Raw genomic sequence first — 16,140 nt, forward strand, 5'->3', positions numbered from 1 at the left:
GGTTCCATGTCCTTGCCTTGTTTACTAACATATATTTCAGTAATATCATCAAAAAAATTGGGACATGGAACCTGTCCCTTTGTCCCAAGTAACCTATAACCATTTTTGTTTTAAGAACTAAGCGTTGTATCTGAATCTACCTTATCATTTTTTCTAAGCTTAAAGTGATAAAACAGAATACAGGCAATTAAAAACCCAATACCGATGAGTAATCCTACTAATTGAGTCGGATCAAAGGCTAGGAATAATAGGATGGACACACAAAATACGATACAGATGATTGGAATGAGTGGATAATAGGGAACTTTATATTGTAAATCCTCTAATTTACCTCCGCCTTGTAAATATTTACGTCGGAACATAAGTTGTGAAAGAGCAATTCCAATCCAAGAAATCGTCACCGATATTCCGGCAATCGACATTAATAAGACAAACACGGTGTCTGCAGCAATAACACTTGTTAATAAAGATAATAACGAGAAAATCATCGTAAATACGAGGGCCGCAAATGGAACTTTTCGTTTGGAAAGCGTTCCGAAGCGTTTTGGTGCCATCCCTTCGTTTGCCATCGCCCATAATAAACGGGTGGAAGCGTAAATACATGAATTTCCTACTGATAAAATCGCTGTGAGAATAACGAAGTTCATAATGTCAGGCGCGAATGGGATCCCAGCCCTTTCCATTAACGTAACAAATGGGCTTTCTAACAGTCCCAATTCCTTCGACGGGAAAATCGCTGATAAAATCACAATCGAAGCCAAGTAGAAAACGATTATTCTAAATAGAACGTTACGGATCGCTCTCGGAATATTTTTTTGCGGATCCTCACTTTCCCCTGCGGCAATTCCTATCAATTCAGACCCTTGATAGGAAAAAATAACATTCATCATCGTCACAAAGAGAATAACAAACCCTGCAGGAAATAGACCCGATGGTGCTAAATTTTCCATAAACGGTGCTGGACGGTCTGACAAAGGAATGATTCCAAAAATCGCGGCAAAACCAATAAGAATAAAAATAATAACGGCTAACACTTTAATTCCAGCAAACCAATATTCTGCCTCAGCAAATCCTCTTGTCGTCAGCGCATTTATCGCAAACAATAGAGCGATAAAGATCGCACACCAAACCCAAATTGATATATCAGGAAACCATCGTTGCATAAGAATTCCCGCAGCGGTAAATTCCACCCCTGCCGTTGTAGCGGAACCGACAAAGTACATCCATCCTAACGAAAATCCAGCGGAGGGACTAATAAACTTACTCGCATATGTTTGGAAGGAACCGGTAACTGGCATATAGACAGCAAGCTCACCTAAACACACCATAACTAAATAGAGAATTAATCCACCGAATAAATAGCCGATGAGCGCTCCACCCGCACCTGCCTGATTGATTGTGTACCCCGCGTTTAAAAATAACCCTGTCCCAATTACGCCACCAAGTGACAACATAAACAAATGGCGGCTTTTCATTGAACGATTTAACTGATTTTCCTCTACCCTCTTTTCAATCATCCTTCTCACACCCCTGTGATTTTAATAAACCCGTTTTAAAAGCGAAGCGACAAACAGCTTAATCCCCCATCAAGCTTACGAAATTCAGACACATCTAGCTCAATCGTTTTGTAGCCAGCATCGTTCATTTTTTGTTTTGTCTTTGGGAATCCAGCTGGAATAATTACATAATCATTAACACGAATACAGTTGGCTGCATATTCCTCTTCAGCTGGCACGATAATTTTTTTATAAGATTGAAATTCGGGATGATCAATAAATTCACCTGCTACGACAATTTCTTGATTCCCTAAGTAAGAAATACCTGTCTTTAGATGAAAAAACTTTTCTAATTGGATAATCGAAGCTTTGTAGTTTTCTCCTTCTAAAATCTGTTTTAACTGTTGGGCCCCTTCCAGATTAGTCCGCTCAGAAATTCCAATATAGAAGTGATCGTCAATTTGTAATACATCCCCACCATCCAATGTTCCTGGGGACTGAATCGAATACGTTTTTTCATAATAGGATTTTAAAACAGGATCCATTTCAATAATCTCACGATTTCGTGATATGGCTCCTGGATTGGAAATAACCGCAAACCCTGGAGTTAATACCGCGGTATCCTCGACAAACGTTGAGTCTGGAAATTCTGGGTTGCTAGCTAATACATGGACTTCTACTGCACATTTTTTAAGAGCTTCAATATAGGCATTATGTTGTTGAAGTGCCTTTTCATAATCCGGCTTTCCTAGGTCCGAGGTTGTAAGGCCATGAATATAGCTTTCACCTGGTGTTTTGACGATTGTATTTTTAAACATACTAAACCCTCCTGATGGTTATGGATTAATTACGAATGACAGGACATGTTAGGCAAGTCGGTCCACCTGTTCCTAAATAAGAGATTTCATGACCTTCATATTCATAAACGGTAGCTCCCGCTTCGATTAACTGCTGCTTTGTGTAAGGGCTTTCAGAAACCATCATACAAATTCTTGGTGCTAAAGCCAGTACGTTGCAGCCAAGTTGATGATATTCTTCTTCTGGAACTTCAATGAGCTTAATACCGCGTTTCATCAGTAGCTGCCTTAAGAATACCGGCATTAAACGCGAATGAACGACAGCAAGATCCTCATCTACTAAACTGATAAATGACATGAGATGGAGACATTCACTTTCACCTTGATCATGTGGAAGCTGAACGACAATAAACTCATCCACTAAATCCTTTGTCATTTCCTTTAATTGTTCAATTGCCTCATCATTCGTACGATATCCTCGTCCTACTAATAAGGTACGGTCATCTAGCCAAACAAGATCCCCTCCGTCTGCCATTGCCTCTCCAGTGAGTTCTCCAATAATCGGAATCTCTTTTTCTAGTAAAAATTGTCTGTACACCTCAGCTTCTGGCTGACGCAATTTTTTCCCTGACTTAAGGATGATGGCACCTTTTGCTGTAAATTTGACTGGGTCGTGGGCATAGAGGGAATCTAGGCCAACAAGCTCCGAATGGGGTAAAAACTCAATATGTTTGACGTGTTGTCTAAGAATGGATAGAAATTTTTCATATTCTTGTTCGGCTTTGCTGAAATGAGGCTCTTGTATGTAGTTGAAATTCTTCCATTCTTGACTTAGGTGGTCCTGATGAATAAAGGCGTCTTTTGGATGCTTGACGATGACCATATCTAGCTTTTTATACATGGATTGACAGTAACTCACATCTACCTTCCTTTCTCACTTTTCCGCATAGTGGAAAACGATTCCTTCTAGAGGAAAACTTATATTTATGATATTATCGTAGCATGAGATTTATGTCAATATATTATGAATATACAGACTTATTTAACGGAAACTTTTTTTCAGTTATAGTTGTTGTAGATAGGAAATAGGGAGATGACCATTATGCAAACAATCGATCGAGCCATGAAGGTTACAGCTGTTCTTGCTAGTAATGACTCAAAGAAATGGTTTTCGATTACGGAATTATCAAAGGAATGTGAACTACCGGTAAGTACCTTGCATCGTTTACTACAATCCATGAAGGAACATGGACTCATTCAACAGGATCCGGATTTAAAGCTATACTCATTAGGGAATAAATGGTTAGAATACGGATTACAAATGTACGATACCTTTGATTTCGTCAGCTTGATTCGCCCAGAAATGGAGAAATTAATGCATGAAGTGGAGGAAAGTGTTTATTTCAGTAAGCCAGTTGGGTTAGAGTCCTTAATCGTCGAAAGAATTGACTGTCTACAAAATCCGATCCGTCTTAATGATCAGCTTGGGATTCGAATCCCTTTACATATAGGGGCAGCCAATAAAACAATGCTAGCGCACATGCCTAACCATGAAATGTTGAAAATCGTGGATTCCTTATTACCTCAGGAGAAAAAGGAAGCTTTCTTAGAAATCTTGAAGCAGACAAAGGAGGTAGGCTATGGAGTGAGCCATGGGGAGAAAACAAAAGGTACCTCATCCGTAGCTGCCCCCATCTTCAATCAATTAAATGAATTAATTGGGGCTATTAGCATTGGCTACGTTAATTTTAATGTGACGGAGGAAAGAGAACAGTTCCTAATAGAAAAAATCTATGAGTATGGCCTGCGGATTTCAAGGAAATTGGGGTACAGAGGTTAAGGTATGTGAGGCATAGGGACGGTTCTCATGCCTCACTTTTGACGGTACCGTACGTCGGGTCTATTAATAATTAAGTCCCTTTTAAGGAAAGCTAAACAGTAAATTACTTCCATAAAGGGTGATAAACATGCATGAAAGGCTTTCATTACAAACGGAGGATTTTATCAGACTTATTAATCATATGGATGTAGCTGTGTGGATTATTAACATCCAAAACAATAAAGCTTTGTTCTCAGAGGGGTTTCGCAAAGTATTTGGCCGGTCACCTGGCGAATTTTATCAAGATGCCGGTCTTTGGGAGAAAACAATACATCCAGAGGATATATCAGTCGTCAAAAAACGGAAATCCGATAAACAAAAAAGGGAGGTTACGATTGATGAGTATCGGATCATTACTCCAAATGGAGATGTTCGTTGGGTACAGGATCGCGGCATTCCCTACCAAGATACAGATGGGCAATGGAGTATCTATATTGGTATGTTATTAGACATTACTGAAAGGAAAAAGACCGATGAGAAAATCAAATACTTGGCTTATCATGATGATTTGACCGGTTTGCCAAATCGCAAGTTTTTCAATGAACATCTCGACATTACTATCAAGAATGCTAATTTGAATGATAAGCTAACTCTTCTATTTATTGATTTAGATCAGTTTAAAATCGTGAATGATACGCTTGGCCACAATATAGGTGATCAGTTACTCAATGAAGTAGGTAAACGAATTAGTAACTCCGTTCGTAGTCAAGATATTGTGGCTCGCCATGCTGGGGATGAATTTATTATTTTAGTTGAAAATGTCTCCAACAATGAGATTGACACCATAGCAGGAAAAATTCTACGTTCCCTGGAGGCTCCATTTTTTATAATAGAAAATGAAATTTTCATCAGTGCTAGTATCGGTATAAGTATCTATCCATTGCATGGCAGAGACCCTGAAACTTTAATAAAAAATGCGGATGCTGCTATGTACGATGCAAAGTTTTACGGCAAAAATAATTTCAAATACTATTCATTAGAGATAGAGAATGCTAATAATCGCAAAATGACTATTATCAATGGCCTACATAAAGCGCTTGAAAACAAAGAATTTGAGTTGTTTTATCAACCGAAAATCTTCACCTCCTCTAAAGCAGTTGCTGGAGTTGAAGCGTTATTAAGGTGGAATCATCCACTACATGGATTTATATCCCCTGGCGAGTTTATTCCCGTAGCCGAAGAAACCGGAATGATTATACCGATAGGAGAATGGGTTTTGCAGGAAGCCTGCAAGAATTATAAAGATTGGGAATCACAAGGAATTGCCCCTGGAAATTTGTGTATCAATATCTCGCCAAGACAGCTAATGGACTCACAACTATTGAACAAAGTTAAGTCCATTTTAAAAGAACAACACTTTATAGCTCAACACCTAGAAATAGAAATAACCGAAAGTGTAGCGATTGATAACTTTGAAGATACCATTTCAAAGCTTAATCAGATAAGGGAATTTGGAATTAAAGTCGCGTTGGATGATTTTGGGACAGGCTACTCTTCTCTCAATTATTTAAGACAGTTCCCTATTGATTGTTTAAAGATAGACCGTTCTTTTATCAATGACGTCATGCAAAATTGTCAAACGGCCGCTATTGTAACTTCAATCATCTCCATTGCACATAGTTTAAATTTGCCCGTCATAGCCGAAGGAGTTGAAACAGAAGAACAATTCAACTTCCTTTATGATTTAAACTGTGACTATATTCAAGGTTATTTCATTAGTCCACCTGTACCTATTAGCAATATGGAAGAAATCCTTAGAAAAAATGCAAGCCCTTAATATGTAGAGGGCTTGTATTTACGGATGGATCTTACTTATTTTAGCACCCTTTCCGGAATTCCCCTTATCTCCTTTTTTACTATGTCTATTATTCTAGCATTATCCCTATCTAAAACCTGTGTATTTTCCACACTTACAAATTTAATGTTTTGTCTTTTTCGGTAATGGACATTATATAGCTCTATATCTTAGTATGTTTCTGCCTCACTTCTGCTAAATTAATTGCATCTACCTATACCAATTATTAAAAAATCGCATCTGGATGAAAATCCCTTCCACCCGGATGCGACAAATAAAGTAGTTTATACAACTAGAAATAAGAAATCTTAAAAAAAACGTGAGAACCGTCCCCATGCTTTATTACTTTATTTTAAATTGATTTGATTTTCGTTCCATCTCATATGCTAAATGGACTAACATTTGTATTGCAGATGAGATTTCCTCCATTGAGATAGTTTGGTGTTTGGAAGTTGTCGCGACTTGTTGCATTTGTGAAGAAATTTCTCTCGATAATGAAGTCATATGAACGATTTGATTATTTGCGATTTCAATTTCCTCTTGAATATTTGTTACGGTTAAGTGAATTTCTGATACTTCCTCACTCACTTTTTGAGTAGATTCTTTGATTTCATTAAAGGCAATCCCTGCAAGTTTTACTTTTTCAATTCCAAGTTCAACAGTATTCTTACCGATATAGGTAAGTTCTACCGCTTCTGATGTTTTACTTTCCATTTCAGAAACTATTCGGTTTATACTCTCAATACTGTTAGACGTCGCATCTGCCAACTTTCGAATCTCATTTGCAACGACTGCAAATCCTCTTCCGTGTTCTCCAGCCCTTGCACTCTCAATGGATGCATTAAGAGATAATAAATTTGTTTCGCTCGATATATTTTTTATGATCGTAAGAATTTCATTAACCTTATTGGCTTTATCTTTTAACTCACTCATTGTATTGAAAATGTTGTTCGTACTAGATTGAATATTCTTCATCGCTTGCATAGAATTTAAGATCATTTCATTTCCTTCTATTGCTTTTGAGGATACTTCAAAAGAATCATTGGAAGTGGTTTGAATTTTAGTCGTTATATTATTCGTTTGGTTTTTAATTTGCTGAAACACTTCTAATATTTTTTCAGATTCATTTGTTTGATTATTGGAGTAATCAGCGACATCCTTATATGTATTGGATACGTTTTCTACCATTTTAGTAACTTCTATAGTACTAACAGATAATTGTTCTGTAGATGCCGCTAATTCTTTAGATGTAAATGAAGTTTGTAATAAAGCTTCTTTTAAATTTGCTACCATCTGATTGAAATTTTCATTTAGTAATAAAATTTCTCCACTTGCTTTTAATTTCTTTGGCTCTATACTTAAATCTCCATTTGAAATTTGTTGAGTATAGAGTGTCAAATCCCTTAATGGTGAGATAAGCTTACGGACAAACAATATGATAATGGTTCCTGTACTTAAAAGAGAAAGAATTCCCACGATTATGGTTAATGAAACCATACTCCACGTTCTCTCCGTTAAAATATTTGCATTAAAGTCAATAGCACTAATTGCTATAATTTCTCCTTGGGTTTGATGGTCTTTAAAAATGGGAGCGTAGCCTGTTAATCGTTTAATTCCACCAAATTCATATACGTCAGAGAAGATAGGCTTTTTATCTTTTATTATTTTTTTTAGTATTTGAGGATCTACTTTATATTTATCCCCTACATGAATACCTTTCTTTTGTAGGTTTTTATCGGAGACAAGTATTTTACCATCTAATGATAATAAATATTGATTCTCAAATATAGGTTTATGTTCCGTTGTCCAATTAATCTTTTGTTCGATCTCCTTCACTTCACTAGAAGAAAGACTCTCAAGACTTTCGATATCCTGTTCTGTTAGCAATCCTGTTGTAATGTTGGCACATCCTATTAATTCAATTCCTGCTGCTTCCTTCACCTTTGAATACGTAATGCGATAATTTGTAAAAGAAATAACCGATAAACTGATAAGAGTAACGATAATGATTAACCATGATAATCTAGCTATTATAGACTTTTTCAATTATACCCACGACTTCCCTTCTGTTACTTTAGTCCTAATCTCATATAATCTAAAAAGAAGGAATTTGAATGTGACAAATGTCACTATTTTGAGTGAAAATTGAAATAATAGTGTAATTTATTCATAACAGAAGTACCTTTAAAATCCTATTCAGTTAACATGGGGAAAAACAGGATAAGGTTTACAAGTTCTACAGCTTTCTGCTCCTGAAACCTGTTATGACGGTTCTATTGTGAGCCATGCTTTCTACTATAACTTTTCTACCATAATAATTTTCAAACAACGTTTGATTAAATTTACAATTGATATGCCATTTTCAATGGATTTTCCCCTAGTGACAAAAAGCAACATTCTCCGCACAATAAATTGAAATAATAATCCCTTACTTCTATTTCCCTCATCCTTTAGATGATCTTAAGTAATATACGAAAATATTTTAGAAATGGATCGATAAGAATATAAGGTCCGATCTTACATACAATTACCGTTTATACATAAGCAACAACAAATAACCCCTAATCCCTATTTTGGGATAAGGGGTTATTTTAGGTTAAATATTTACACTTTTATGAATTTTCAAACGAATACTTATTCTAAAATTAAATAGTAGAAATATATCATAAGTAGGACAGTTGAAGGGGGGAAATGGTATGAAAAAATTTTTTAGTGCCTTACCATTATCATTACAACATTTGTTTGCGATGTTTGGGGCAACCGTTTTAGTGCCAGCACTCACCGGTCTCGATCCGGGAAGTGCACTCGTTGCCAGTGGTGTAGGCACCTTGATTTTCCATCTTATTACGCGTGGAAAGGTTCCTACGTATCTAGGTTCATCTTTTGCCTTTATTGCTCCACTTGCGTTGTATGTGGGGAAGCTAGATTCACCAGGTGAAGCTGTTGCAGGTCTTGTAAGCGTTTCTATTGTTTATGCCATTGTATCATTAATTATCTCAGTTGTCGGTTTTGAAAAAGTACGCAAGGTAATTCCTGCAGTTGTCGTCGGACCGGTTGTCAGTATTATCGGTCTTGCCTTGGCAACCACGGCGGTGACCAGCATGGCTTCGGTCAATTGGGATGTCGCTATCGTCAGCCTTCTTGCAGCAGTTATCGCAACACTTGCAGGCACAAAAGTGATCCGTCTCTTTCCACTCATCATTGGTCTTGCGGTCGGGTATGTATATGCCGCAGTGCGTGGATTTGTTGATTTTCATATTATCTCCGATGCCCCGACTTTTGCTCTTCCGCAGTTCATCATGCCTGAATTCACTTGGGTCGTGATCTTCGGAATGGCACCAATTGCCCTAGTTACCATAATTGAAGATCTTGGACATATGTTCGTTCTAAATGAGATTACTGAAAAAGATGTAACAAAGGATCCTGGTTTTTCAAAAATCCTATTGGGCAATGGCTTTGCCACTTTAGTCTCCGGCTTAATCGGTGGGCCTGCCCAAACAACCTATGCGGAAAACTTAGGGGTTCTGGCTATCACACGCCAGTTTTCCAGTAGGATCATTCAAGGTGCTGCTGTTATTGCGATTATTCTTGGCTTGTTCGGTAAAGTGGGAGCTGTTATCCAATCCATTCCAGTTGCAGTGATGGGCGGAATATGTATTCTGTTGTTTGGTATGATTGCCGCCATGGGAATCCGTCACCTCATTGAGGAAAAGGTCAGTTTAGCTAATATGAAAAATTTAGTCATCGTCGCCATCATCTTCATCATCGGAGTTGGATATGCTCATAATGGTATCGCCTACGCTACCATCGCTGGATTACTCATCCATTGGCTTGTGCCTGATTTTACAACAAAAAACGACCATAAAACTGAAAAAGCCACTCCATCTGGGAGTTAACTTGGGGAGGTTCAGGCAATATTCAAATACTTATTAACAGGCAAAAACGCTCAGAGATTTCACTCTGAGCGTTTTATGGTTGTTGTTGAGGCATGGGATGTTTATAAGAATATTTAACTTACTTCAGAAAAAAGTATTGATTCTACCTCTGTATAAAAGACTGCTTAGTTGAAAAAAATACCATTAACTAAGTTTCTTGGGAGCTGTTATGATATATGGCATTTAAGGAAGGACTAAAGCAAGCAGAAAAAGCTTATAATCAATTCGCAGAGGTTGACTCATTATTTGCAAAAACGGTGACAGAGTATTTTATCTTTACCTGGCAATGGTGGTTCGGTCTTGCATTATTTATAGTCCCATGGATTATTTGGTTTATATTCAGGGATAGAGATCGTACAGCACAACTTCTTTTAGGAGGCTTATTGACGATCATATTGGCACTTACGATAGATCTTTCAGCCTTATCTCTAGATTTGTGGTCCTACCCAATGATCATGGTTCCTGTGTCACCATTTGTATTTTTACCTTATCATTTCTCTTTAGCACCAGTTGGGATCATGTTCGCATTACAAATAAAGCCAAAAATGAATTCACTGTTAAAAGGGATCATATTCTCTGCCATTGCTGCATTTGGAGGAATGAATTTCTTTCATGCAATCGGCTTCTATAACCCTAAAAATTGGTCTACATTATATGATTTTATTATTTTTCTGTTTCTTTACTATGCAGCTTATTTAATAGCAAAAATAGGAGAGAGACAGCACTAAACATTCTTCTTTTGGCTGTAGTTAGTATTACTACGCCTTGGCAAAAAATAAAGAGGAAAACTCAAAGGCATATGCTTTTGAGTCTTCCTCTTTTTAATTTATTCCTTCTAGTTTTTCTCCTCGGTCCAAGGTGCTGTCACTTGTCCCCACACAGCGGCAGGGTCACCGCCTGGAAATTAATCCCTATAGAAAACTCTAACATTCCAGCCATGGACAGCTAATACTTACATGAGTAATTTAAATAACTAGATTAGTAAAGATAAGAATAGTACAATTCCCTAAAAGATGTGATATTTCCAATAACGCGATTAGGCAAGATTAAGGTAAAATTAAGGGGAAATTAAGGGGAAATTGTTTAAAGTTTTAAAAGATATCTTAATTAACTTCTTAGAGAAACGAGGAAAATAAACATGAATTTTGAAGAATTAGTAACATCCCGCCATTCGGCAGATAATTTTGTCAAAGATGAAAAGATGACAGAAGAGGATTTTGAAAAAATATTTAAATTAACCAAGTTGGCGCCAAGTGCTTATAACTTACAATTTACAGATTATTTGGTCATAACAGATGATGAAAAAAAGGAACGCGTTAAAGAATTAAGCTATAATCAGTATAAAATTCATACAGCGAGCGCTGTAATTATTGTAATGGGTAATAAAAACAGTATTGAAATATCAGAAGTTGAAAAACTTTACAGTCCGATGAAAATGTTAAAAATTATAGATGAACTAGAATACGAAATGACATTAGATCATATAAAAGGCTATGCTGAGGATTTAAAAGCAGATCGAAATAAATTAGAATTGGAATTAGTTCGAAACACTGGGATTCATGCAATGCTATTTATGTTAAGTGCAAAACATTTTGGATTCGATACTTGCCCCATGCATGTACATAATGTAGAACAGTTAAGACAAGAGTTTAATATTCCTGAACACTTATTACCTGTCATGATGATTACAATTGGTAAAAGTGTTAATAAAATACGTCCACGTGGTTATCGTAAACTAGTAGGGGAATTCGTTAATTTTAACGGTTATTAATAACAGTTAGAATATATGAACTGCTCATTTAGAGGATATTGGCTATTACATTTATTAAAAAAATTTTTAATTGCTGTCACTTTAGCGATTTCTTTCTTCTACCGCTTCCATTTGTAAAAAAATAAGCATGGATACCGTTTCATGCTTATTGGTCAATGAATCTTTTCAAAATAACTGGATGGAATGGAAATATTAGTTTATAAGATTACTAGTTAAATTGGAAAGTACTTTAATAGTAAGCTTATTAAGTGTACTCGTTATAACGCCATTTTTAACTTTTGGTATAAATGCTCCTAAAGAAATGGTCATGCAAAAGTATATCGAGTCGCTGCCAACAGCTGAACGAGTTTTTGAGAAGCAGGACACTAGGACTAATCTACCGTCACTTCGGCGCCTTGATGAACAATTTCTAGGGCTGAAGGCTGTGAACTTTTCACGATACTTGGCAGGCTTCAATTGGAATAACTGAGGTATGTCTTTTGAATTTTAGGGTGAAAGCATGCTTCAGTTAGACTAACTGAGGTATGTTTTTCGTACTTTCGGGTGAAAACATGCTTCTGTTAGACTAACTGAGGTATGTTTTTTGTACTTTCGGGTGAAAACATGCTTCAGTTAGTATTTTCCCATTATAAAATTTTCTACTATGAGACAGGGGATTAGTCCACATATGTTTTAAAGCACTAAAGCGCTTTACCGTTTGTTTTTAATCTGCTTACAAAGCGGTAGCTTGTTGAGGTTTGGTAGGTTTGGTCAGGTTTTAGAACGATTGACGGAAACTTAGGGTGATGGATTGCATTTGGATACCCTTGCGTTTCTAGGCATACTCCCAAATAATTTTGTGCCTTTTTTCCGTATATCGAATAGGAGCCCTCTAATTGATTACCTGAATAGAAAACAACACATGGCTGATCGGTTGTTACTTGTAGGCAACGGCCGCTTTCCTCATCCCTTAACTCAATCGCATTTACTCCAGCCTCTTTAAAAATCAGTGGATGATCGTACCCTTTTCCAACTAAGAGATTTTGAGGGTTCTCAGAAAAAACCCCCTCACGTACAAGTCTGCCCTTGGAAAAATCAAATTCGGTATTAGCTGCCTCAAGTAATCTTCCCGTTGGAATAAAATCCTCATCCAATTCTAAAAAGTGTTCACAATCAAGCTGAAGCCTATGCTCCAAACAATCTCTTTTCATATTTCCACTCAAATTAAAGTAAGAGTGGTTCGTTAAATTAACTACCGTTTTTTGGTCGGTTTTAGCTTCATACGTAATCTTAAATTCATTTTGATTAGTTAACTGATAGGTGACAATGGTATCGAGATTCCCCGGATATCCTTCCTCTCCATCAGGGCTACGGTAATAAAATTTCAAACCAACTACATCATCTTCAACTACAGCTAGTTTTTCCGTTTTCCAACTAACCGTATTAAACCCTTTCTCACCGCCATGCAAATGGTTCGGGGGCTGATTTTCCGTTAACGAATAAACCTTTCCATCTAATTCAAAGGCTGCGCCCTTAATTCTTCCGGCAACACGCCCTACAATCGCCCCAAAGTAATGAGGCGATTGCAAATAACCTTCCAATTCATCAAAACCAAGCACAACATTTTCACAGTTCCCATCGCGGTCCGGAACGATGATTTTGGAAATCACACAACCATAATTCAGGCAAACGACAGACATACCCAAATCGTTCGAAAGGGTATACTCGATAACAGGATCTCCCTCTACATAACCAAATACTCGTTCTTTTAATTCCATTATCATCTATCCCCTACGATAAAGTGGCAATAAAGCGCTTGAACCCGGCCATTCCTTCTTCACTACGCTTATAAACACCCGCGTCCTCTAACCCTTTCAAAAATTTCTTCCCAACTTCCATTCGGACGAGCTCTTCAATATTAGTCGAATTGGCTTTTCGTTGATATTTTTCCTTTAGCATGTTAGCCCAATCGTTATGATATTCTCCAACATTGTTTTCTTCACCAAGAATAAAGCTTTCCACTTGCGCCAATTCCTGCTTTAAACGTGCGGGCAAAACGGCAAGCCCCATCACTTCAATGAGACCGATGTTTTCCTTTTTAATATGATGAACATCCGAATGTGGATGAAAAATTCCTAGTGGATGCTCCTCACTTGTTCGATTATTGCGAAGCACTAAATCAAGTTCAAATCTTTCACCTTTTTTGCGCGCAATTGGTGTAATGGTATTGTGTGGCGTTTGATTCGTTTTCGCAAAAATACCCACTGCTTCATCGCTATATTTCTTCCATGTTTCCAAAACATGCGTTGCTGCTTCAACAAGACTACTAATCTGTTCCGATTGAATTCGGATGACAGACATCGGCCATTTCACAACCGAACATTGGACATCTGTGAACCCTTTCATTTCAAAGGTCCAATCTACCTCTGCCCTCTCCATGGCAAACTCGAAATGACCACCTTGATAATGATCATGAGATAGGATGGAGCCACCTACAATGGGGATATCTGCATTCGACCCCAAAAAGTAATGAGGGAACTTTTTCACAAACGTTAATAGTCGCATAAAGGTCCTTTTGCTAATTTTCATATCAGTGTGTTTCTCAGATAACACAATACAATGTTCATTGTAGTATACATACGGTGAATATTGGAGTAACCAATTTTCTTCCACAAGGTTCAGTCGAATCATCCGGTGATTTGCGCGGGCGGGATGTCCGATTCTGCCATCGTATCCTTCATTCTCGGCGCAAAGTAAGCACATCGGGTAATCGCTCTTCTTCGTAGTTGCAGCCCGTTCTAGCTCGATACTCTTAGGATCCTTTTCCGGCTTGGATAAATTAATCGTAATGTCTAATTCTCCGTATTCAGTAGTCACTTGGAAATCCATATTCTTTCGAATTCTCTTCATTTGGATATAGTTGCTATTTTGACTTAATTCATAAAAGTACCGTGTTGCCAAATCGGGGCTTTGTTGATATTTTTCATAAAAAATTCGATTAACGGTCGATGGGCGTGCCACAAAACAGTTCATGATTTTACTCGATAACATCTCTTTCAAATCAAAAATATCCTCAATAATCCCCTTTTCACATGCATATTGAACCATTAAATCAAGGATATCCTGAATGGATAATTCCCTTTTATCGATCTGGTCAACTTCGCGAAACTCATTTAATTGCCAAAGCGACATGAGTTGATTCCGGACATAAATTTGATCATCTCTCTCGATTAATTGCACAGAAATCGCTTGATGAATCAATTGCTGAATAAGTTGAAAAATCATCATTCTCACTCTTTCGTTAGTTGAATTTCCTTCGCGCCATCACCAATACTTGCCACATAAAAATTGGCTGAATATCCTATCTTTGCATGGTAGGCAGCCCCAACATTTGTGATAAAACGGTCAACCGCTTCATTTTTTACAATCGCAATGGCACAGCCGCCAAAACCAGCCCCTGTCATCCGCGCACCGAGAACGCCTTCTTGCTTCCAGGCAGCCTCTACTAAACAATCAAGTTCAGCTCCAGTCACCTCATAATCATCTCGTAAAGATAGATGCGATTCATTCATGAGCTGTCCAAACGCTTCGAGATTGCTAGCATTTAATTCCGAAAGCGCCTTAAGTGTTCTTCGATTTTCATAGACTGCATGCTTTGCACGCTTACGACTCGCTTCGTTTGTAATCAACGATTTATTTTCTTCAAACGCTTCTTCAGAAAGCTGCCCAAGTGATTCGATCGGTAGCCTTTGCTGTAGCTGCGCTAACGCAACTTCACATTCAGCTCTGCGCTCGTTATATTTCGAATCGGCCAACTCTCTGCGTTTGTTCGTATTTATGATTAGGATTTTGTGGTCCTCTAGTTGAATCGGCGCATACTTATATTGGAGAGTCTGGCAATCTAGTAAAATTCCAGCATCCTTTTTGCCCATCGCAACAGCAAATTGATCCATAATGCCGCTATTAACACCAATAAATTCATTCTCCACCTTTTTGCCTATTTGAATTAAATCCATTCTCGGAATATCTAATCCATACAAGCCATTTACAAGAATACCAGTTAACAGTTCAATCGAGGCAGAAGATGAAAGACCAGCCCCATTTGGAATATTTCCGTGAATCGCACACTCAAAGCCAGCTGGTATGTGAAAGCCCGCTTCTATCATGTAACGAATCATCCCTTTAGGGTAATTAGCCCAATGATGAGCCTTCTCGTAATCAAGCTCGTTTAACCTAAATTCAACGATACCGATTTCCGGGAAGTTCGCGGAATACATCTTTATCAGTTGATCCTCGCGCTTTCTCGCTACCGCGTAGGTACCATAGGTAATCGCACATGGAAAAACATGGCCACCGTTGTAATCTGTATGTTCGCCAATTAAATTAATCCTACCTGGGGCGAAAAATCCCCGCTCTGGTTCTGCCTGATATAGGGATTGAAATAGGGTCGTTAGATTGTTGATGTTCACATTTTTCTCTCCATTTCTA

Annotated in this window: 13 protein-coding genes; 6 read left to right on the top strand and 7 right to left on the bottom strand. The window is 37.6% G+C overall.

Going from position 1 to position 16,140, the window contains the following annotated elements; genetic code table 11:
- Positions 1 to 110: 110 nt before the first annotated feature.
- From LRP83_RS07710 to LRP83_RS07720, 3 genes are read right to left on the bottom strand one after another with little or no spacing between them, the layout of a single operon-like run.
- Positions 111 to 1,517 (bottom strand): amino acid permease, encoded by a 1,407-nt coding sequence (locus LRP83_RS07710; protein ID WP_230496114.1) that lies wholly within the window; start codon positions 1,515 to 1,517, stop codon positions 111 to 113.
- Positions 1,518 to 1,552: 35 nt separating this feature from the next.
- Entirely contained in the window at positions 1,553 to 2,314 is a 762-nt protein-coding gene (locus LRP83_RS07715; protein ID WP_230496115.1) for a dimethylarginine dimethylaminohydrolase family protein, read from the bottom strand.
- 25 nt (positions 2,315 to 2,339) lie between these two features.
- Positions 2,340 to 3,194, bottom strand: a complete 855-nt coding sequence (locus tag LRP83_RS07720) for a dimethylarginine dimethylaminohydrolase family protein (RefSeq protein WP_230496173.1) — start codon at positions 3,192 to 3,194, stop codon at positions 2,340 to 2,342.
- A gap of 201 nt (positions 3,195 to 3,395) precedes the next feature.
- On the opposite strand from LRP83_RS07720, the gene LRP83_RS07725 reads away from it, so the two are divergent.
- Positions 3,396 to 4,133, top strand: coding sequence for an IclR family transcriptional regulator (locus LRP83_RS07725; RefSeq protein WP_230496116.1), 738 nt, complete (start codon positions 3,396 to 3,398; stop codon positions 4,131 to 4,133).
- Between the two features lie 127 nt (positions 4,134 to 4,260).
- Positions 4,261 to 5,949 carry a putative bifunctional diguanylate cyclase/phosphodiesterase gene (locus tag LRP83_RS07730; protein ID WP_230496117.1) on the top strand — a complete coding sequence of 563 codons (1,689 nt, stop codon included), beginning with the start codon at positions 4,261 to 4,263 and terminating at the stop codon, positions 5,947 to 5,949.
- A 360-nt stretch (positions 5,950 to 6,309) separates the two neighbouring features.
- Here the strand turns inward: LRP83_RS07730 and LRP83_RS07735 are convergent, their stop codons facing one another.
- The gene (locus tag LRP83_RS07735) at positions 6,310 to 8,013 is read right to left on the bottom strand and encodes a methyl-accepting chemotaxis protein (RefSeq protein ID WP_230496118.1); all 1,704 of its coding nucleotides are present in this window, start codon (positions 8,011 to 8,013) and stop codon (positions 6,310 to 6,312) included.
- A gap of 650 nt (positions 8,014 to 8,663) precedes the next feature.
- Between LRP83_RS07735 and LRP83_RS07740 the strand changes: the two genes are divergently transcribed.
- The 4 genes from LRP83_RS07740 to LRP83_RS07755 all read left to right on the top strand — a co-directional run bounded on the left by LRP83_RS07740 (position 8,664) and on the right by LRP83_RS07755 (position 12,142).
- Positions 8,664 to 9,863, top strand: a complete 1,200-nt coding sequence (locus LRP83_RS07740) for a uracil-xanthine permease family protein (RefSeq protein ID WP_230496119.1) — start codon at positions 8,664 to 8,666, stop codon at positions 9,861 to 9,863.
- Positions 9,864 to 10,078: 215 nt separating this feature from the next.
- Positions 10,079 to 10,630: a CBO0543 family protein gene (locus LRP83_RS07745; RefSeq protein WP_230496120.1), complete on the top strand. Its 552-nt coding sequence runs from the start codon at positions 10,079 to 10,081 to the stop codon at positions 10,628 to 10,630.
- Between the two features lie 410 nt (positions 10,631 to 11,040).
- Complete coding sequence (locus LRP83_RS07750) at positions 11,041 to 11,673, top strand: nitroreductase family protein (RefSeq protein ID WP_230496121.1); 633 nt, start codon at positions 11,041 to 11,043, stop codon at positions 11,671 to 11,673.
- A 217-nt stretch (positions 11,674 to 11,890) separates the two neighbouring features.
- Positions 11,891 to 12,142, top strand: coding sequence for a hypothetical protein (locus tag LRP83_RS07755; protein ID WP_230496122.1), 252 nt, complete (start codon positions 11,891 to 11,893; stop codon positions 12,140 to 12,142).
- A gap of 211 nt (positions 12,143 to 12,353) precedes the next feature.
- On the opposite strand, the gene LRP83_RS07760 is transcribed toward LRP83_RS07755, so the two are convergent.
- The 3 genes from LRP83_RS07760 to LRP83_RS07770 are packed head-to-tail and all read right to left on the bottom strand — an operon-like array spanning position 12,354 to position 16,121.
- The gene (locus tag LRP83_RS07760; RefSeq protein WP_230496123.1) at positions 12,354 to 13,430 is read right to left on the bottom strand and encodes an aldose epimerase family protein; all 1,077 of its coding nucleotides are present in this window, start codon (positions 13,428 to 13,430) and stop codon (positions 12,354 to 12,356) included.
- Positions 13,431 to 13,443: 13 nt separating this feature from the next.
- Positions 13,444 to 14,937: a UDP-glucose--hexose-1-phosphate uridylyltransferase gene (gene galT, locus LRP83_RS07765; protein ID WP_230496174.1), complete on the bottom strand. Its 1,494-nt coding sequence runs from the start codon at positions 14,935 to 14,937 to the stop codon at positions 13,444 to 13,446.
- Between the two features lie 5 nt (positions 14,938 to 14,942).
- Positions 14,943 to 16,121 carry a galactokinase gene (locus LRP83_RS07770; RefSeq protein WP_435531334.1) on the bottom strand — a complete coding sequence of 393 codons (1,179 nt, stop codon included), beginning with the start codon at positions 16,119 to 16,121 and terminating at the stop codon, positions 14,943 to 14,945.
- Positions 16,122 to 16,140: the final 19 nt, after the last annotated feature.

This window comes from Pseudoneobacillus rhizosphaerae, assembly GCF_917563885.1.
In the GTDB taxonomy this organism is placed as follows: Bacteria; Bacillota; Bacilli; order Bacillales; family Cytobacillaceae; genus Pseudoneobacillus; species Pseudoneobacillus rhizosphaerae.